The sequence below is a fragment of the Roseobacter ponti genome (genome assembly GCF_012932215.1).
In the GTDB taxonomy this organism is placed as follows: domain Bacteria; phylum Pseudomonadota; class Alphaproteobacteria; order Rhodobacterales; family Rhodobacteraceae; genus Roseobacter; species Roseobacter ponti.
In genome coordinates, this window is sequence record NZ_CP048788.1 from 1659953 (window position 1) to 1679568 (window position 19616).

Here is a 19616-nt window from a genome sequence, read left to right on the forward strand (position 1 = left end):
TTTTGTCAGGAAGTCATGAATGCATCGGCATCACAATACACTTAATCTGTTGCGATCTTATTGAACACCTTTTTGCAGGCGAACGATTGGTGGTTGCGGACCTCACAATAGTCGGCAATCACAAAAGCCATTTTTCCAGTTAACGATTACTCTTAAAGTGAATCCCATTTTTCAGGAACGGTTAAGTATGAACGAGTACAGCCATTTTTCAGTTGCAGTAGAAGATGTCGTGTCACCTGAAACTGTGGTCCAAAATACTGACTGGCGGCTACTTCGTCGCCTGGCTCTCCCCCGTCGTCTGAACAATCCGGGCGGTGGCACCGTCAAGCATGCTCTGGTTCTTGACGTCGAAACCACCGGTCTCTCGCATGATATCGATGAAGTTATTCAGCTCGCCATGCTGCCTTTCACTTATGAGCTCGACACGGGACGCATTCTCGAGATCGACCATGGTCGAGCCTTTGAGGGTCTGCGTGAGCCGCGTGTTCCAATCTCAGATGAAGCTGGTCTTGTGACGGGGCTCACCAAGGAAATGGTGGCAGGAAAAACAATTGATCCAGAAATGGTGGATATGTTGGTCGCCGATGCGGATCTCATCATCGCTCACAATGCCAGTTTTGACAGAGGAATGGTCGAGAAACACTGGTCGTGCTTTGGTGAAAAGCCCTGGGGTTGCACGCTCTCAAGTGTTGACTGGCTGCGGGAAGGATTTTCCGCAGGCAAGCTTGACTACCTCGGTATGCAGTTTGGCTGGTTTTATGATGCTCACCGGGCGCTCGCCGATTGTGAAGCCTGCCTTGCATTGCTTGCGCAGGAGTTACCTCAATCCGGACACCGGATCATGTCAGCCGTTCGGGACGCTGCAATGAAAGAAGAGTATCTCATTCGAGCCGTCGATGCCCCCTATGATGAACGTCTGAAACTGAAGGAGCGCGGCTATCGCTGGCGGCCGGCAGAACTCCCGCTCGGTAAGGTCTGGTGGACTATCACCTCCAATCCCACAGCGGAGATCGACTGGCTTCGGGCTGAGATCTACGGCGGGGACGCAAATGTGCCGACGCACAAGGTCACCGCGCTAAACCGCTTCTCGGAGCGCCTCTGGGAGGCGCAGCCATGAGAAAGCATGTTGACCAGATCGTCCTGAGCGCATCCGACCTCGTCGGCTATCTGAACTGTGGCCACTTGACGGAACTGGATTTGCAGGTTGCCGAAGGGGCACTTGCGAAGCCAAAGCACTGGGACCCGCTTCTCGAGATCTTGCGTGAGCGGGGTGACCAGCATGAAAAGGCCTTCATCGCTCACCTTGAGGCTCAGGGCCTGATATCTGTCCGGATCTACGGGGTCGACATCACGCCGGCGGCCGTCGCCGAGACCCGGGCCGCGATGGAGGCTGGCGCTCAGATCATCGTCCAGGCGGCGCTTGCACATGACAAGTGGGTCGGGCGGGCCGACATCCTGCGGCGGGTCGAGAAACCTAGCAATCTCGGATCTCGGTCCTACGAGATCATCGACACGAAACTTGCCCGCGAAACCAAGGCTGGTTCTGTTCTTCAGCTTTGCCTTTACGCCGACCTCTTGGAACAGGTGCAGGGGATCGCGCCTGAATATGTGTACGTCGTAGCGCCCTGGTCCGACTTCGAACCGCAAGCGTTTCGATATGCGGACTACGCCGCGTATTTCCGGAAGGCCAAGGCCGCCGCGGAAGCGGCGACTTCCGAAGGAGCGCCGGGCGGTCAGTATCCTGAGCCGAAGGAGCATTGCGACATCTGCAGGTGGCGGAATCAGTGCGACGCACGCCGCCGTGCAGATGACCATCTCTGCCTGGTCGCCGGGATCAGCAAGAACCAGACTGCCGAGCTTCAGGAAAACGGGATCACGACCGCGGCAGAGCTTGCCGCGATGCCCACACCGATGCCCTGGAAGCCTAAGAAGGGGTCACCGCTATCCTACGAGAAGGCACGTGAGCAGGCCCGCATTCAGATGGAGTCTCGTGAAGCCGGAGAGGTCAGGTACGAGCTCCTGCCGATCGTCGAAGATATCGGCCTGTGCCTGCTGCCTGAACCGTCTGACGGAGACATCTTCTTCGACATCGAAAGCGATGCGTTTGTTGGTGAGCACGGCCTCGAGTATCTCTTCGGCTACATCTATCGCGATGAAAACGGCGCCTGGACCTGCACGGCAGACTGGGCGTTCGAACGAAAGGGCGAAAAGGCCATCTTTGAGCGCTTTGTGGACTTCGTGAACGAGCGCAGAGAACAGTATCCGGATCTGCACATCTACCATTACGCACCTTACGAACCCGGGGCGCTGAAACGGTTGATGGGCCGGTACGCGACTCGCGAAGGCGAGATTGATGATTTCCTGCGCAGCAATCTGTTGGTCGATCTCTACAGCGTCGTGCGCAATGGTGTGCGCGCTGGCGTCGAAAGCTACTCGATCAAGAAGTTGGAGCCGATCTATGGCTTTGAGCGGGACACCAGTCTGCCAGATGCCAACGTCGCGCTTGCGCGTCTGCAAGCCGGACTCGAGCTAGGCGATATCGATGCCATCGACGGCGAGGTGCGCGCGACCGTTCAGTCCTACAACTACGATGACTGCGCCTCGACCATTGCTCTGCGCGACTGGCTTGAAGATCGCCGGCAGGAGCTTGTCGATGCCGGAACCGAAGTTCCGCGTCCATTGCCGTCCGACCAGGAGCCAAGCGAGGCGCTGACGGAACGCCAGGAAGCAGTGCAGGCTCTGATCGAGCGCCTCACAGCCGACGTGCCTGCGGATATCGAAGAGCGGAGCGAAGAGCAGCACGCGCACTGGATCCTCGCGAATATCCTTGACTGGCATCGTCGCGAGGACAAGGCCGCCTGGTGGGAATACTTCCGTCTCTCCGCGCTGACGCCAGAAGAACTCGTCGATGAGCGCACTGCGCTGTCTCAGCTGGTGTTTGTCGGGGACGTATCGCCACAAGGCGCAAGGACACCGGTTCACCGGTATGCGTTCCCACAGCAGGACACGGATATCCGCGGTGACGAAGAACTGCGGATGAATAGCGGCGACAAGATCGGCAGCGTTGTCGCGGTTTCTGCGGATGACCGGACGGTCGACATCAAGAAGATGGGGAAGACGGCTGACATCCATCCCGAGGGCGTTTTCGCGCATCAGATGTTTAATACGAAGGAACAAGCCAACAGCCTGATGCGGCTGGGGGAGTATGTCGCCGATCACGGCATCGAAGGGGATGGGCCTTATCAGAGCGCACGGGCACTCTTGCTGCGCCTTAAGCCAGAGCTTGGCAATGGACCGATCCGGCAGCCGGATGAAACGACCCTGCAGGCTGCGCTTCGTGTCGCTCGCGAGCTTGGTGAAGGCGTATTCCCGATCCAGGGCCCTCCGGGAACGGGAAAGTCGTACACCGGCGCCCGCATGATCTGTGAACTCGTCAAGCGTGGAAAGAAGGTCGGGATCACGGCCAACAGTCACAAGGTGATCCGCAACCTGCTGGACAAGGTCGTCGAAGCCGCCCCCGAGATGAAGGTCGATCTGTGCTGTGTTCAGAAACCGAAGTTCGGGGAGACGGAACCCGATCAGGAAAGGCTGAAGTTCGTGACCGGCAATGCCGGTGTTTATGCCGCGTTGGGCTCAGGATCAGCGCAGGTTGCCGGTGCGACGCACTTCCTTTGGTCACGCGCTGACGCACATGAAGTGCTCGATGTGCTCGTGATCGATGAAGCCGCGCAAATGTCGCTGGCGAACGTCCTTGCGGTTGCCCAGAGCGCGAAGGCCCTGATACTGCTTGGGGATCCGCAACAGCTGGACCAACCCACGCAGGGCACGCATCCGGACGGCACAGGCGTATCCGCGCTCGAGCATGTTCTTGGCGGCGCCCATACAATCGCCGAAGATAGGGGCCTATTCCTGGAGGAAACCTGGCGCCTGCATCCTGATATCTGTCAGTTCAATTCTGAGCTTTTCTATGACGACAAGCTGCATTCAGTAGAAGGATGCGAGCTGCAGGAAATCCGCTGCGCCGGGTCCCTGAGCGGCACAGGTCTTCGGTACGTGCCGGTCGAGCATTCGGGCAATCAAAGCTCTTCGATTGAGGAGGCCGAGGCTGTTGCCGGACTTGTTAAAGAAGTATTGTCCGGTCAGCCGACATGGACTGATCGAGAAGGTCAGGAGAGGCCCCTGACGCTCGAAGACATTCTGATCATCGCGCCTTACAACGCGCAGGTATTTGAGATTCAGCAGCGGTTGCCGGGCGCCCGTGTCGGGACCGTAGATAAGTTCCAGGGCCAGGAGGCACCCATAGCGATCTACTCGATGGCGACATCGAGCCATGCTGACGCACCGCGGGGCATGGATTTCCTATACAGTTCAAACCGGTTCAACGTAGCGATCTCGCGGGCGAAATGCGTCGTCGTACTTTTTGCGTCGGCAAAAGTATTCGAAGCGGAATGCCGGACGCCGCGGCAAATGCAGCTCGCGAATGCATTTTGCAGATATTTAGAGTTTGCTGATACGATCGCAGACCGAGGACGTTCAAATGAATGCGGTGCCAAAGGGAACAAATGAAAAACGCTGGCCTGCTTGGGGAGCCTGATCTGACTGGTCCGATGTGATTGTTAGTGCATCACTGGCCTCTGGTCCATCGAGATGCTGGTTAATCTCTGGGCGTCAAGGATACATGACACATCTTCGATGAAAATTACATTGCTGGTGAATTTCCAAGGTTGATGCAGTGTCGAGGAACAGGATTATCGGGTGATAGGTAGCCATGACGTTTTCTGAACTACCGCCGCAGGAGGCAGATGAACAGAACGGGCTCACCCCGTCAAAGCTGTCCAGCAAACGGCGTTACATTGTCTGGTCCGTGCTCTACAGCCTTCTGCATGTTTACGTGCTTTTGATTGTCAAAATAAGCGCGCCGGAAGCAAATCCTGAGCTTTACAAAGTGGCAACGGTGGTTTTGTTCGCAGGGCCCTCATTTTACTTTCTCGACATTTATTTTCGTCAGATCTGGTTTCCGTTCCGTCGGGCAGTGGCTGCCCGAAAAATCAGTGCTTCAGAAAGTGTTTTCTGCAACGTCTATAACTGGAAGGAATACTTCTTCAAGATGTTTGGCTTTGGCGTCGCCCTGGGGTTGTTGACCAGCATGTATGTATTCGGAGTGGAGAAATACAGCGATACGCGTGGATGGTTTGCTGCAGTCCTGCTTTCTTACATCACTGTGCCGGCCAATTTTGCTTGGTTTTACAAGCATTTTTTCGTTGACCCGACAGAATAGCTTTTAGGAGAATTTAATGAATGACCGCACAGCGCATTGGGATATCGGCCGCCGGCACCTGAAGCCATCATCTCGATGGACCAGAGGCCAGTGATGCACTAACAATCACATCGGACCAGTCAGATCAGGCTCCCCATGACGTTTTCCTGCGCAGTGCGGAAGCTTTGAACTGATCAGTCCAAGCTCGCACAACACGTGAGTTCCAAGTTGCTGCACTGCCTTTATGCTCATCATCTTCAAGGCGGTGATATGTCAAAACTTCTGTCCAAGCGAGATGTAGAAAAAGTCATCCCCTCGGTCATTTCGGGCGTAGTCGAACCGATAGTCCAGCCCGAAACGCTTTGACAGGCGGAAGCGCAGGCCCAGCCCTGCGGATATGCCCCCCTCGTCAAAACTCAGGGATCCAAGGTTGTCTCCGCCCGCTCCCATGGCTGTGAAGGCTGCGTAGCCAAAGCGTTGATTGAACGTGCCGCGATATTCGGCCTGCAATGAGGCGGATGCGTCGCTGATGAAACCGGTGCTTGGAAATCCACGCAGCCCGCTGGCCAGGCCGACACCGCAGGAATCGAAAAACGGTGCTCCGTCGGAGGACGTGCATGCTTGCGCCTGAAAGGCGAGAACGCTTTGGTCGCCTAGCTCATGATACGTGGAGGCGGCAGCCTTTATTTTTGTATACGTCTCATCTGCAACGCCGATCAGGCCACCGAAGATCGAGTCGATTTCTTCCGCGTAGGTCGCCTTCAGTGACGCGAGCATGCCAGACGTCGGATAGAAGGTGTCGTCGCGCGTGTCCCAGACGACATCAAATGTTATCTGGCCGAGTTCCAATTCTCCCTGTGGCCTCAGAAATTCGGGCAATTCCTGAAAGACCGGGAAATCCAGCGCCAGCGACGAGTCGAGATAGGTGAGCATCGCGCCGATCTTGAGATTTTGCGCAACGCCCCGATCCACGCGCAGGGCATAGAGTTCACCGTCCTGCCGGATCGGCAGTTCGAATCCTTCTAGGTCAAGATCGTAGAAAACCTCCGCACTGCCGCCGAAAGCGAACACCGTCCAGAGACCCTGGCCAAAGTTCAGCGAGGCGCCCGCCGCTTCGCCTGTGCTTCCGTTTCCGGATTCCAAACGGCCATAGCCAATTCCGGAGGGCTTTGAGCCCGGAAGGGTAAACAGGTAGCCCGCGCCGAGCAGAAGACCGCTATCTAACGTCGGGTTGGAGAAGGGCACCGGTGCCAGAATGAACGAACCGCGCCTGAACCCGAAATCGCTATCTGCCACTTCCGCGGAGTCGACCAATCGGTCCAAAGTTGCAGCAGCCTGCGCCTGCGCTGCGCAAGGGGCGGAAACAGAGAGGAAAAGAGCGCCAAGTGCCGCCGAGCCACGCCGCGGGCCAAAAGCCTTCAAGCGGTCAGATGAAATCATGTCTTCGTTTCCTCTTGTTCAACTGTGACACGCGGCGCGGACAGCGGTTCTTCCACCGTGTCGACTTCGACATCAGGCCCGTCATCATCCGGTGAGCCGCCCGGTGGGTATCGCAAGGTGTCCTCGAAAGACTTGCGCATCTCTGCCGAAAAATTCGGGAACGGCAGATTGCGCGATCTGCGCCAGCCTTTCACCGAACTCGACGCGGCCTCACGTTTCTGCGCATCGAGCCCCGCGTCTTTCGACAGATAAAGCGTGGAGGACGGGAAGGCGAAAGACGTTCCCGCATTTTCGACGATCTGCTTGATGCGCAGAAGCACGTCTTCACGGATGGCAAAGTAATCATTCCATTCGCGCGTTTTCGCGTAGATGCGCACGGCGATGTCCAGCGACGACGGTCCGAAATCCGAGAGCCTGATCCGGATGCTGTTGTTGTCGATGCGCGGATGGGCGTGAGCCATCCTCCGGATGCTTGCCAGCACGTAGCGCAGCTGGTCGGTATCGGTCTCGTAGCGCAGACTGACCGTCAGATCGATCATCATCTGGTCACACTGTGCCCAGTTGATAAGCTCCATATTCGAAAAGCTCGAGTTCGGCACCTTGATCAGCGTCCGGTCGAGCGCGCGCACCTGCGTGGAGCGCACGCCGATCCGTTCCACGGTGCCCATATGCGGACCGAATTGGCAAAAGTCTCCGACGCGGATCGGCCTGTCGAGATAGAGAACCAATCCCCCGATCAGGTTTTCCAGCGTCGGGCGAATGGCCAGCGCTGCCGCGATCCCGCCGATGCCCAGACCGGCCAGAACGCTGAGCAGAGGAAACCCAAGCGTCTGAGCGCCGTAGGCAAGGATCCAGACAACACCGACAAAGGCGATGACGCGGGAAAGCAGCTGAACAAGGCTACCTTCGAGGGAAAGCGATCGCGCACTCGAAAGCGCCTCGATCGCCGCGATCGAGCCAAACCAGAACAGGGTTGCCAGCGCTAGGACCCAGACCGCTTCCAGAAGCAGATAGAGAACGCCTGCAAACACGCCGGATACATGCAATTGAAAATGCAGGAAGTAGCCGACGACGAGCAGGCCCGACACGGCGATCAGAGTTTTGGAAAGGCGTGCCGTGATTTTGGAAATGCGTTCTCTATCCCGCCATGTCTGCAGTTGGACTTGTGCTTGCTGGACCGCTAGAAAGGCCAACCCGCCGGACAGCACCGAAAGCAGGATTTTCCAGATGGGCGTCCCGAGCAAAACAGTGTCGAGCGGCGCCGGTATGGCCTCGTTAAAGCCTGCAGGGAACCACGGCCCGGTAAAGCCATAAAAGACGGCCCGCCAATCCTGCGCAGTCTCGTCGTACTCGCTCCCGCGCAATTCGCGGAGAAAGCGCGGAGCTACGTCGATTGTACTTTCCTTGAAAAGATACTCACCTTCCCTCGGACCATTCGTGATCCGAACCAGCGCGATGGGGGTGGCGTCCAACAGGAATTCGTCATCTTCTGACAACAAAGTGCCTGTTTGGTCCGGCACGCTTGTGAGGTCAAAACGCGTCATCCTTTCCCGGATTGCCAGCAACGCGACCAGCGTGTGCACGCCGTAATCCCGTACATAGGCTTGCGGGATCGACGACAGGTCAATGAGCGACACCAGTTCATCGACCAATCGCAGGATCCTCGCGTAGGTCTGCGCGTCCTTGTTCAGTGCGTAGCGGGCGAGGTTTGCGGCAAGCGCATCTGCCAGCACGTCAAAACTTTCCACGGTTTTTCGAGGCGTCGCTGTTTTCACAACAGGCACGGACGCGCCAAAATCCCGTTGAAATCCCAGCGTTCGTTGCTCGAAAACGCCAAAAATGCTGAGAAGAATGACAGCAAAGGCAAGGAGGACGGTCAGCAGCCGCGACATCTTGCTCGCCTCGCGTCCAGTTCCGTCGCGGTCGATGTAATGTAACCGGGCCGCCACGCTCGTGCCCTGAACGGGGCCGCTGCCGCGCTCAGATCTTGCCTGACCGCATGCACGACGTGTGAGCGTCTGGCAGGCGCTACTTTAACCATGCTGACAGGATGGTGGTCTTGCCTTTGGCAGCAGCGTCCAGTTGCGGCGCGACACCGACAATTGGTGTCGACACAGTCGTTGCAAAAAGAAACGCGCCCACAAGCAGCACGCAGGTCGCGCCGCCCAGCCGCGTGATTGCTTCGAACCTCTGGCTTTGTCCCTTGCTTGTCCCGATCCGATCTGCGAGGCGCGCGCGGCTCCAGATCGCCACGACGCCAATCATAGACATTGAAACCGCCATACCGAACGAGATCGCCGCGACCATTGCGACCGCCGGTACGACCAGATCGTTCGCAAGCCCGAAGAGCATGACGATCAGCGCACCTGTGCAGGGAACGATGCCGACCGCCGTGGCCAGCCAGCCGTCCGATCGCGCCGCAGACTTCTGTGCGGCGGCACAAGCCGCGCAGCCAGTGTGCGCGTGTTTGTGACTGTGCGCGTGGGCTTGTCCGGGCGCGCGGTGAGTTTCTCTGAACGACCCGATGGCTTTCCAGAGCATCCACAGACCAATCAGCACGATCAGCGCATAGCTGCCCAGCCGGATAAGCCGGTAGTCGGACGGCGCACTGCCGGTCGTTTGCCGAACGGCGAAGTCCAGTAAAATGACAACGGCAACCGCAGAAAACACATGCACGACGGCAATGCGAACGCCCATTCCGACGCCCCGGCGCAGGCTGCCGCCTTCACCCGCAAAATAGGAAATGACAACCGCCTTGCCGTGCCCGGGCCCCAGCGTGTGCAGCACGCCGTAGAGAAAGGCGACCAGCAGAGCAAAGGCGACGGTGCCAAAAGATTTGCCTTCATCCATCGACATCATGGAGATGGTAAAGAGGTTGCTGATCCAGGCTTGCGTCTGCGCGACCACATTGCCCCCGACAGGGGCTGCTGCTGAGGGCTTGATCTCGCCCGGAACGCCCCAGATCTGAGCGTCGGTCAACCTATATGAGGCTTCGACCATCCTTTGTCCGTCTACGAGGAACAGGTTGCTGACCGTGGGCTTATGCTCCAGCACGCCGCGCAACCGGACCGCGTTAAAGACTTCGTCCACTTCAAGGCCTTCCGGGACATCGATCCGTACCATCTGGTTTGGTGGGGGTGGCGGGGTGTGGATGCAGGCGCCCACCCAAGGCACCAGCAGAAAGCTGTAGACGCGCCCCTTGTCGCCCTGCAGTGGAAGAACGTAGCCGTCAAGTATCACGTCGCGACCAAGAAATTGCCCGGTCACGCCCGTCGCTTCCTCGCGGCGCTTTTCCATAACGACTAGACGCTGGGCAAGAAGCGCATCGGCGTCATGGCCATCGGCATAGAGCAATGCGCGAGCTTCCGTCGCTCGGGCAGCCAGCACGGCATCGTCCGACCGTCGTCCGGCATCGAGGATCGTGCGCAGATGATCCTTTTGCTTGTAGGACATCTCGATGAACGGGTCGTCGTAGGGCGCGGTCGAAGGTGCCAGATCATCCCACACGACGTGGGAAGGCGAATCGGCGCGCGCAGTCGCTGGAGCCATGGCCAGGGCGATCAACAGCACCACGGCGATGCAAGCGCCGATCAGTTCGTTAAGTATTGCTGTAACCGGGAATTTTTCCATGTCACAACCCGTTGTTGTAAATGATGCAGCCCTCAATGATGAGAGCGCGTGCCGCGTCATGATCTTCAAGGATCGTAATGTCTTCCAACGGGTTGCCGTCGATCAGCAGAAGGTCTGCGTGCTCCCCTTCAAAGATTTGTCCAACCACGCCCGGATAGGGGCTGCGATCGCCGGACAGATGCAGCACCTCGCCTGTGTTGGCTGTTGCTTGGGCTAGGATCCCTGCTGGGGTGAACCAGCCGAGGAGGGAAGCGAATTCCTTGTTTTGCGCCACGCAGGTCCCGGGATTGACCACGACATCCGTGCCGAAGACCGTTTTGTTTCCGTATTCCCTGGCGAGCGGAAACATGGTGTCGCGCCCGGCCGCGACCATCCTCTGCTGTTCCAGCCGCACAGCTCCGAGATCGGGTGGGAAGGCCCGGTAGACAAGCAACTGCGGGCTCAGCCACAGGCCGCTGTCGACCATCATAGGCGCGGTTTCTGCATCGATGAGGTCACCTTGCTCGATAGAGCGGACGCTGGCGTCGATTACCGTTCCCCCCTCCGGCGCACCTCGATCCGACCCTATGGCGGCAATCAAGCCGTCCTGCGCCCCCGCGGCGGAGGCCGCGAGGACGAAGGCGGAGGTGATCAGGGTTTTGCGCAGCACGTCGCTCACTCCATGTCGTATTTGTAGATGATGCCGTCCTTCATGATCATACCGAAGTTCGCCTTGGGGTCGCTGATGAGTTGCAGGTCTTCCAGCGGGTTGCCGTTGACGAGGATGAGGTCGGCGTAAGCGCCTTCTTCGACCACCCCGAGCGGACCAAGGGGGTAGGGTGTCACCAGTTGCGACATCTTCAGCAGTTCGGCGTTGTCGCAGGTGGCCATCTTCAGCGTTTCGTAGGGAGTGAACCAGCGTTCCATCTTGGCGAGCACCGCGCCTTGACGTTCCGCAAGGTCCGCGCTGAAGAGCGTGTCCGTGCCGAAGGCAATCTTAAGCCCCAACTCCTTGGCGGTCGTGTAGACGAAATCGGTGCCATCGGTGACGAACTTGTACTTCTCTTTCTGGAAGTCATTGAGTGCGGGCGCATCCTCGTCGTCGAGGAAAGGCTGCATGCTCAGCCAGACGTCCTCGTCCTTGAACATCTGCAGCGTTTCGCGGGTCGCCATGTGGGCGTGCTCGACACTGCGGGCACCGTTTTCGATGGAGTGCCGGACGGCCTCGTCGTTGATCGCGTGCGTGGTCACGTAGGTGCCCCAGGCCTCGGTCGCCTCGACGGCGGCCTGGAATTCCTCGTCGGTGAACTGGATGGTATGGATCGGGTCATAAGAGGACGTGACGCCGCCGCCCGCCATCAGCTTGATGTGCGTGGCCCCCTGCATCAGGTTCTCGCGCGTGCGTTTCAGAACATCCGGCACGCCATCGGTGATGTAAAACATGTTGCCGCGCTCAAACGAATGAAGCTCACCGGCCGGCGTGGGAACCTCGCGGGTCATACGGAAATCCTGGTGCCCTGCCGTGATCGACAGCGCCGGCCCCGAGGCAAAGACGCGCGGCCCGTCTATCAGCCCTTCGTCCGTTGCGCGCGCAATGTCGAACATTGGCCCGGCGGTGTCCCGCACGGTGGTAAAGCCGCGCGCCAGTGCGTTGTTCTGTGCTTTGGCTGCCAGCAGGTTCCAGTAGCCTTCGCCACTCAGCATCAGTTGCGCGATCGTGGCTTCGGCAAAGATCCCGTGCCAGTGATTGTCGATGAGGCCTGGCATGAGCGTGTGGCCTTCCGCGTCGATCTCGAAGGCGCCCTCCGGCGTCTCGATGTCGTCGCCAATCGCTTCGATCAACTGGCCGGAGACCAGCACATCCGCGTCGATGAGCCCTTCATCGCAGCCGTTGAAGATCTGCGCATTGCGGATCACGACGTTGTCGAACATCATCCTGATGTTGGTGGTTTCGATCTCGCCAACAACACCGGCAGGCACGATGGCGTGGTTGGCGTCGTGTGCATAAGCGGCGATCGGTGACGCTGCGAGTGAAGTGCAGAGCAGATAGGTCAGTGTTCGGTTTGTCATTTTTGATGTCCCTTGCGATTTTTTTAAAAGCGGTGGCGGACTGGGTCAGAGCCGTCCGTGATACAGGTCAAGGCGCAGCGCCTTTGCTTCGTCTCAGAAATTCAGCACCTTGTAGCCCACCTGCAGCGACCAGTCGGCGGGCGCGTCGCCGCCGAATTGGACGCCGGGCTTGACGAAAACTTGGCTGTCGCCTCCGAAGGCACGACCAGTCAGCATCCCGAAGGTGATCTGCAGGCTGCCGAAGGTGGCGTCTGCCTCCCAGTCATGGATAATGGCTGGATCAAAGGTCATGTAAAACTTGGGGTTCGCGAGTTTCGGCACGTAGTAGAAATCGAATGTCGAGACGTTGACATCGACGCCCTGGCTGTTGCCGCCCTCGAGGCCAAAGGTCTGCACCCAGGCGGGCGCAAAGATTGCCCCGTTGTTGAGAAACCACGCGTAGAAAATTGACGTTTCGCCCACGAATTGGCCGTATCCCGCCGTTTCCCGATCCGCTGTGTCGAGGAACAACTCGAAAGTGAATGCCGAGCCATTGCGTTCGGTCAGATAAAAAACGTCGATGTAGGTGACGCTTATGTCTCCGAGGACAAATTCCTCGCCCACGTCGGGGTCAGTTCCTGCAATCCCCGCCGCACCGCCGATGTCGGGATTCGAGTTGAACGGGCTGTCGGAGCCGGGGACGGTGAGCCGGAAGGCTCGTTTGCCCCCCGCGCCGAACGGCTGCGTGTAGAAGGCCTCGAATAGACCCGTGTTCAGGTCTGAATTGATCTCATTGTATTGGTACTGAATGCCGAACTGCGTCGTCAGCAGCGTCGGGTTGGTACCGTTGTTGATCTCTCCGGGATCCTGCTGTGCTGTCGCCGGCATCGTGCCTGCGACGGTCAGACCGACCGCAAGAGCACACGGCAGCGTTTGGGCCAATCTCTTGCTCGCCTGTGGTGCGGAATTACCCGTCGGGTGTTTAAAGTCGTTCACCTTGGTCTTCTCCATCCAATGCAGCCTCGCCCTGTGCGGGTTCGCGCCCTTCGCCTGGCGTCAGGCATTTCCAAAAATCGGTTCGCAGCTCGTTCAAAATCTCTTCGTACTCGGCGGCGCGCTCTGGCATGTCCAGCCAGTGATCCCGCGCGGTTTCCGCCATCTCCATCTCTTCGCAGATGGATCGGAACTCGGCGTCAGCCTCGTGTAGCCGCCTGATGCTAGGTTCGAGGTTCGGAAACCGCCGATATAGTCTGTGCAGATATTTCTTGACCATGCTCCCCCCGGAGCCACTTCTACTCACGACGCTAGCCTCAAAGGATCGGGGGATGGCACGTTAAAACATGTTGCAACGTGGAGTCGCAGCGCGCCAAAGTGCGGTGACACCTGTTAAATTTCTCATTAACCTTTGTGTCGATTGATCCTAGTAAAACGTATCGGGGCATTGATGCCGCGCCGGAACAAACCGAACCCGGAACTGATTGACCCGAGCGAGGTGCGCAACCAGCTCGAGAGAATCCTTGCGTTCTCGGGCCTCCAATCGAATTTGCGCCGGCGCGACATGCTGGCTTTCATTGTCGAAGAGGCACTTGCCGGCCGGTCTTCGCAGATTAAGGCGACATCTATCGCCATGGAAGTTTTCCAACGGGGTCCGGACTTTGACCAACAGTCCGATCCTGTCGTGCGACTGGAAGCGCGCAAGCTCCGCCGGGATCTGGACAACTACTATGCCGGCGAAGGCAGGGAAGACCCGATCAGGATCGCCATTCCCAAGGGCGGCTACGTTCCCGAGTTTGCTTGGCTGGCGCGGCGCGACGCAGAACGCGCCACGCCCGAAGATGCCACGCCCGCATCTGTTGATGGCGGCAAAGCGGAGGGGCGACCAGCCGTCGCGCGCGCAACCTCCGAGTGGAGCATTCGCAGACCGGCATTCGCGGCCGCGGCAGGCATCACCGTCATGATCTGTTTCGCCCTCGTATTGTTCTGGTCGATTGGCTCAAACGGGCAGAACGCGGGTGAGGCCATGCCCTCCCGCGGCGTCACGATCCTGATCGAAGCATTTGACGCGCGGGATGCGGACGATCAGACCGTGCTCATTGCCCAGGGCCTCTCTCATGAGGTCGCGGCCGCCTTGCTCCGCTTTCCGGACCTCCGCGTCCACCTGATGCCAGCGCAGAAAGCACAGGAGGCGGAGGCCGGGTCGGAATCGCACCAGTCATTGCAGGGCGCGTTCACCGTAACCGGTGCTGTCTGGCGGGAGGCGGGCGACGTGTTTGTCCGCGCCGAATTGTCACGACGGGCGGACCAGCAGATCCTCTGGAGCGATCGGTATGCTGAAGGTGTGCAGGGGCGCACCCTGACCGAAATTCAGGACGAAATCTCTTCTCGCATCGCCTCAGTTACCGGTCAGCAATACGGACATGCCATGAAGGACGTCCGCACGGATTTGGAAGATGACAGCGCGGCCCCGAGCCTTCGTGGATTTGCCTGCGTGGCGAGCGCGCAAATCTACCGGCGCACGTATAGCGCGTTGGAGTATCCAGCGGCACGTGAGTGTCTTGAAGAAACAGTTCGCACCGAGCCCGATTACGCGCGTGCATGGGCTATGCTCACCTACCTGCGCAACGACGCAGCCCGGTTCGGTCACGACACCGAGCGCACGCGAGAAGAAGCATTCGATCTGGCCCGGAGTGCTGGCCTGCGGGCGCTGAACCTCGATCCACATGATACCGACGCGTTGCAGGCGATGTCGCACGTGGAGCAATATACCGGCGATCTGGAGCAATCGATCGAATACGCGCGCAGGGCCGTGGATGTGAACCCGAACGATCCCGCGGCGCTTGCCAACCTGGGCATCCGCTACCACATCGCCGGCCGCTACGATTTGGCGGTCCCGCTCATGCAACAGGCCATCGACATGTCCGTGGCGCCACCGCCCTTCTATTTCCATGTGCTGGCCGCGGACCACCTGATCAAGCAGGAATGGGAGGATATGCTGAGCGCGGCCCAAAGGGCATCGCTTGACGGTTGGTCCTTCGGTCAGGCCATGCTTGCCATTGCCAACAACGAGCTTTCCAATGGGCGCGCGGCCGCAGCCGCCCTTACGCGGCTGGCCGAATTGGACCCGCTTTTGTCCGAATCCCCCAGAGCATGGCTCGAAAGTCACCAGGCGAGTCCGGCCCTCCTTGAGGCGGTCGTCGCCGGTCTGGCGAGGGCAAATGCAGCACCCAAAAACGGATTGCCGTAACCCTGAGGGTATAAATGCGCCTGTAATCTCGGGAGAGCATTGCAGCCAAATCGGCCCTTTCTAGCGGGACCAACGCGGATGGGAGGGTCAAGCCCGCCTTTCGAAAATGCTGCACTATCTGCGAACGGCCGGTCTGTTGAAGCTGGGTTGCAGCACGTTATGATACGCCAGAAGTCCGCAATGGGCCGACAGCGCCAGTCCGACTGACCGGCACGAAGGACCTGAAAGTCCGCAGTGCAGACGGTCGTGTATGCGGCCGACTGGTAGGAGTATTTCGGCCACCAGCCGGGTGACGGCAGCGGTGACGTGTTCTTTCACCGCGATCCGCTATGGACCGATCCGGAGATCGATTTCGTCGGGATCGACAATTACATGCCGCTGTCGGACTGGCGCGACGGGTTCGAGCATCTCGACGCGGCCGAGGGCTGGCCCGCGATCTACAACCGCGACTACCTGCAGGGGAATATCCAAGGCGGCGAAGGTTTCGACTGGTTCTATGCCCGCGCGGCCGATCGCACCGGGCAGGTGCGGACCCCGATCACCGACGGTGCGGCCAGCAAGCCTTGGGTCTTTCGCTACACGGATCTCCGCGCTTGGTGGTCGAACCCGCACTACGACCGCCCGGGCGGTGTGGATGTCGGAACGCAGACGGCATGGCGTCCTCTGATGTCCACGCGCAGCCGTCCATATTCTGTCGAACAAATCTTCGCACAATTGAACGATTGAGTTTCCCGGATTGGCTTGTTGGCGGTGTACCTCAAGTTCGCGAGTCCTCAGGCTTGTCATCCCCCGTTTCGTGATGCCGAATGATCGTGAAGGGCAGCGGGTCGATCATCAATATCTCTTCTCGTTCCGGCCTTGTGGGGATCCCGGCGGCGGCTGCCTATGCGTCGTCCAAGGCTTCTGCCTGCGGTTGCTGCTTCAGCGGACCACGTCCTGAAGCACGGCTGCCTGCGCTTGGGTCATCGACAGCAGCCCGAAGAGTAGAAGAGCCGCGGACGCCCCGCAGGCCAGCGTCCGAACGGTGTTCCAGAAGGTCCAGCGCGGCAGATAGGTGCCTGTCCAATAGGCGCGGGTCGCGTCCTCGGACAGGTTCATGCCCGCCAAAGCCTCGTTCATCGGCACATTGACGAAGACGGTCACGCCGAAGCAGCCGATCAGGTAGAGGAGGCCCGCAAGCAGGATCAGTCCGCCGGAGGGATGAGCGAGGTTGGTCGCTCCATACCCGACGATGACCAGCGACACGGCCGCCATCCCCAGGAACAGGGCCATGAAAACCCAGCGGAAGACTTCGCGATTGATGACCTGCATGGCTTCGACTCCGCCCGCCCCGCCGGTGAGCGCAAGCGACCTCATGATGAAGTCGGAGAAGGCGAGGAAGACCCCCGCAACCAGCGCATAGGCCAGAATCGAGAGCTGGAGCAGAATGAAGAAGGTGGTGGACATTGCGTTTCCTTTCGAGTGTAGGAGGGTTGCGGCGGAAACATGGCGCGCGCGCCGCGTCGGGGTGTGGTCAGCGCGTGGCGAAGCCGGTGAGTGCAGGATCGGCGCCCCTCCGAAACGCGAAGAGGCAGAACCCGGCGATCACGAGTTCAAGGACAAGCGCACCTAGGATGCCTCCCGACGGCATGCCGTCGATTGCAAGGCCCACCACGCGCCCCGAAGGGAAGGCGACGAAGACGGTCAGCGCGGCCACCACGGCGGCCTGTCGCAGCGCCGGGCGGACGATGCCGGCCAGCATCACGGCCCCGAAGGCGGCCAGCCCGGCGCCCGGTGCGCGCAACTCGCTCAGCAGGCTGGGATCGGGCCCAAGCGTGATCCCGTAGCTTGCGTAGAACGCGAAAGGTGCGGCGAGGATAAAGGCACCGATACCGAGCGAGGTGATGCCGGCGAGGCTGAGGGCGAATTTCTGAACAGGTTTCATTGGATTTGCTCCGATTTGGGATGGAGGTGAGGGTCAGGCCGCGGCGGGCCAGGTGCCCTCCCGGGCGGCCTCCGTGGCGAACTCGGCGAAGTCGCGCGGCGGACGGCCGAGGGCCTGCATGACACCATCGCTCGTGTGGGCGTTGCGACCGTCCAGCGTCTCGCGCGCGATCGCGGTGAAGACGTTCGCCACGAAATCGCCACCCGCTGCCGCGACATTCGCATGGAAGTCGTCGTAGCTGATGGGGATATGCTGGATCGGGCGACCTACGGCCTGGCCCAGCACCTCGGCCATCTCGGCGAAGGTCATCAGGCGCGGGCCGGTCACTTCGTAGAGCCTGCCTCGGTGGCCCGCTTCGGATAGTGCCGCGACCGCCACGTCGGCGATATCCTCGATGTCGATGATCGGTTCCGCGATGTCGCCGCCGGGCATCGGCAGCACGCCGGCCAGGATCGGTTCGCGCAGGTAGCCTTCGGAAAAGTTCTGCGCGAACCAGGCGGCTCGGACGAGCGTGAAGTCGATCCCGGAGTTGCGCACGACCTCTTCACCCAGCCGTGCATGGTGCTCGCCCCTTCCCGACAGAAGGACGATGTGCTCAACGCCCGCGTCTTTCGCGGTCTCGACGAGGGACTCGAGCTTTTCGACGGCGCCGGGGAAAGCGAGATCGGGGAAGTAGGTGACGTAGGCTGCCCGGACACCGCTAAGGGCTGGGGCCCAGGTCTCCGGCGATTCCCAGTCAAAGGGAATGGCGGAACTGCGCGAGCCACGGCGGACAGGCAGGCCCTTCGCCTCCAGCTTTGCGGCGACGCGGGCCCCGGTCTTGCCGGTGGCGCCGATGACGAGATTAGGGTTCGGTTGCATGGGTCTCTCCCTTGGTTCGAGTTGACGACCAAGGGATAGGCGACCCGCGCAGGTGCAGTATTGACCGGGATTGCCAGTCTTTTGACCGACGCTGCCAGAGCGGATCAGCGACCTCCACTGTCCTTGCGGTAGCTCGCCGGCGTCATGCCCACCCAGCGCTTGAACGCGCGAGTGAAGGAGCTCTGCTCAGCAAACCCGGTCAGGAACGCGATCTCCGCGAGGGAATGACCCTTGTCGCGCAGGAGCCCCTCCGCCAATTCGCGCCGGGTCTCCTCGGTCAGGGTCTGGAAGCTCATCCCTTGTTCGGAGAGCCTTCGGTGGAACGACCGCGCGCTGAGCCCGAGACCCCGCGCGATGTCGGCCATTTTCGGCGCGCCCTCGCTGAGCGCCTGTGCGATGGCATCCTTTGTCTCGGCAACCAGCGGGGCCTCGTCGGCGATCTCCGAAAGTTCCTTGTCGAGATGCGAGACGAGGTGCCGCGAAATCCCCGCGTCCCCGAGGATGTTCGGCTGCGCCAGCGTCTCCCGCGAAAAGAGGATCGCGTCGAGATCAGTCGCGAACCGGACGGGGCAACCGAACCAGGCCTCGTGCGCGGTTACCGAGTTCGGGGCAGGATGGCGAACCAGAACTTCCGGCGGCCTGACGGGCACCGGGCTGACCTGCCGGGCGATCGAGACGGCGCTCGCCAGCGTCGCCTCGTTCGACAGACGCATGCCTAGACGCCGTTCGCCGGGGCGGTGGAGGATGAAGAGCGTCCCGCGTGGATCCTCGCGCAGTTCGTACTCCATCACGCTGGTCCAGAGACGCGCATACCGCTCGACCCGCGCGTAGGACGCGCCGAGCGTGGTCGCCGCCTTGAAGGCCAGTCCCAGCGCGCCATACTCGTCGAGCCGCATCGAGGCTCCGGTGCGCACGGGCAGATCAGTGACATCGACTTCGGCTGCGATCCGCTCCAGCAGGTCATAATAGGTGACTGCCGGGATCATTGCCTTGGGATCCCATGGGCCGTCGGGATCGAGGTTGATGGAGGTCAGAAGCGCACGTGCATCGACGTCCGCCCCTGCCGCGGCCACCATCTTGCGCGCGAACAGAGACGTGACATAGCCCATGTCGCGTAGACTACCGCGCGATATGCTGGTCACCAAGACCATTGATTGCCCCTCCGAAGTCGCGACGACCGCAGCCAGCGCCCGGGGGCTAACGTAAGGATAGCAAAGGTTCGGCCATCATCT

At 60.0% G+C, this 19616-nt stretch carries 15 protein-coding genes and 2 pseudogenes; 6 read left to right on the forward strand and 11 right to left on the reverse strand.

Going from position 1 to position 19616, the window contains the following annotated elements:
• The first annotated feature begins 187 nt into the window (after positions 1-187).
• The 3 genes from G3256_RS07990 to G3256_RS08000 all read left to right on the forward strand — a co-directional run bounded on the left by G3256_RS07990 (position 188) and on the right by G3256_RS08000 (position 5278).
• Entirely contained in the window at positions 188-1117 is a 930-nt protein-coding gene (locus G3256_RS07990; protein WP_169640315.1) for a 3'-5' exonuclease, read from the forward strand.
• Positions 1114-4566, forward strand: a complete 3453-nt coding sequence (locus tag G3256_RS07995) for a TM0106 family RecB-like putative nuclease (protein ID WP_169640316.1) — start codon at positions 1114-1116, stop codon at positions 4564-4566. The genes G3256_RS07990 and G3256_RS07995 overlap by 4 nt, the downstream gene beginning before the upstream one ends.
• Positions 4567-4768: 202 nt before the next feature.
• Positions 4769-5278 carry a hypothetical protein gene (locus G3256_RS08000; protein ID WP_169640317.1) on the forward strand — a complete coding sequence of 170 codons (510 nt, stop codon included), beginning with the start codon at positions 4769-4771 and terminating at the stop codon, positions 5276-5278.
• 252 nt (positions 5279-5530) lie between these two features.
• Here the strand turns inward: G3256_RS08000 and G3256_RS08005 are convergent, their stop codons facing one another.
• The 7 genes from G3256_RS08005 to G3256_RS08035 form a co-directional block, all read right to left on the reverse strand.
• The gene (locus tag G3256_RS08005) at positions 5531-6697 is read right to left on the reverse strand and encodes a BamA/TamA family outer membrane protein (RefSeq protein WP_169640318.1); all 1167 of its coding nucleotides are present in this window, start codon (positions 6695-6697) and stop codon (positions 5531-5533) included.
• Positions 6694-8589, reverse strand: coding sequence for a mechanosensitive ion channel family protein (locus G3256_RS08010; RefSeq protein WP_169640319.1), 1896 nt, complete (start codon positions 8587-8589; stop codon positions 6694-6696). The genes G3256_RS08005 and G3256_RS08010 overlap by 4 nt, the downstream gene beginning before the upstream one ends.
• 136 nt (positions 8590-8725) lie before the next feature.
• Positions 8726-10327 carry a HoxN/HupN/NixA family nickel/cobalt transporter gene (locus G3256_RS08015; protein ID WP_169640320.1) on the reverse strand — a complete coding sequence of 534 codons (1602 nt, stop codon included), beginning with the start codon at positions 10325-10327 and terminating at the stop codon, positions 8726-8728.
• 1 nt (position 10328) lies between these two features.
• Entirely contained in the window at positions 10329-10976 is a 648-nt protein-coding gene (locus G3256_RS08020; RefSeq protein ID WP_169640321.1) for an amidohydrolase family protein, read from the reverse strand.
• A 5-nt stretch (positions 10977-10981) separates the two neighbouring features.
• Positions 10982-12376, reverse strand: coding sequence for a metal-dependent hydrolase family protein (locus G3256_RS08025; RefSeq protein WP_169640322.1), 1395 nt, complete (start codon positions 12374-12376; stop codon positions 10982-10984).
• A gap of 93 nt (positions 12377-12469) precedes the next feature.
• On the reverse strand, positions 12470-13366 hold the full coding sequence (locus tag G3256_RS08030) for a hypothetical protein (protein WP_169640323.1): 897 nt from the start codon (positions 13364-13366) through the stop codon (positions 12470-12472).
• Positions 13338-13514, reverse strand: a complete 177-nt coding sequence (locus G3256_RS08035) for a hypothetical protein (RefSeq protein WP_169640324.1) — start codon at positions 13512-13514, stop codon at positions 13338-13340. The genes G3256_RS08030 and G3256_RS08035 overlap by 29 nt, the downstream gene beginning before the upstream one ends.
• 285 nt (positions 13515-13799) lie before the next feature.
• Here G3256_RS08035 and G3256_RS08040 point away from each other — a divergent pair, with 285 nt between their 5' ends.
• The 3 genes and pseudogenes from G3256_RS08040 to G3256_RS19305 all read left to right on the forward strand — a co-directional run.
• The gene (locus tag G3256_RS08040; RefSeq protein WP_169640325.1) at positions 13800-15599 is read left to right on the forward strand and encodes a tetratricopeptide repeat protein; all 1800 of its coding nucleotides are present in this window, start codon (positions 13800-13802) and stop codon (positions 15597-15599) included.
• Between the two features lie 243 nt (positions 15600-15842).
• A pseudogene (locus G3256_RS08045) lies at positions 15843-16262 on the forward strand (baseplate megatron protein TIM-barrel domain-containing protein); the annotation flags it as partial.
• Between the two features lie 143 nt (positions 16263-16405).
• Positions 16406-16501 (forward strand): annotated as a pseudogene (locus G3256_RS19305) (SDR family NAD(P)-dependent oxidoreductase); the annotation flags it as partial.
• A 19-nt stretch (positions 16502-16520) separates the two neighbouring features.
• Here the strand turns inward: G3256_RS19305 and G3256_RS08055 are convergent.
• The 4 genes from G3256_RS08055 to G3256_RS08070 all read right to left on the reverse strand — a co-directional run bounded on the left by G3256_RS08055 (position 16521) and on the right by G3256_RS08070 (position 19535).
• Positions 16521-17045, reverse strand: coding sequence for an anthrone oxygenase family protein (locus G3256_RS08055; RefSeq protein ID WP_169640326.1), 525 nt, complete (start codon positions 17043-17045; stop codon positions 16521-16523).
• A gap of 67 nt (positions 17046-17112) precedes the next feature.
• Entirely contained in the window at positions 17113-17523 is a 411-nt protein-coding gene (locus G3256_RS08060; RefSeq protein ID WP_169640327.1) for a DUF4345 domain-containing protein, read from the reverse strand.
• Between the two features lie 33 nt (positions 17524-17556).
• Positions 17557-18384: an NAD(P)H-binding protein gene (locus G3256_RS08065; RefSeq protein ID WP_169640328.1), complete on the reverse strand. Its 828-nt coding sequence runs from the start codon at positions 18382-18384 to the stop codon at positions 17557-17559.
• 104 nt (positions 18385-18488) lie between these two features.
• Complete coding sequence (locus G3256_RS08070) at positions 18489-19535, reverse strand: AraC family transcriptional regulator (protein ID WP_246227851.1); 1047 nt, start codon at positions 19533-19535, stop codon at positions 18489-18491.
• Between the last annotated feature and the right edge of the window lie 81 nt (positions 19536-19616).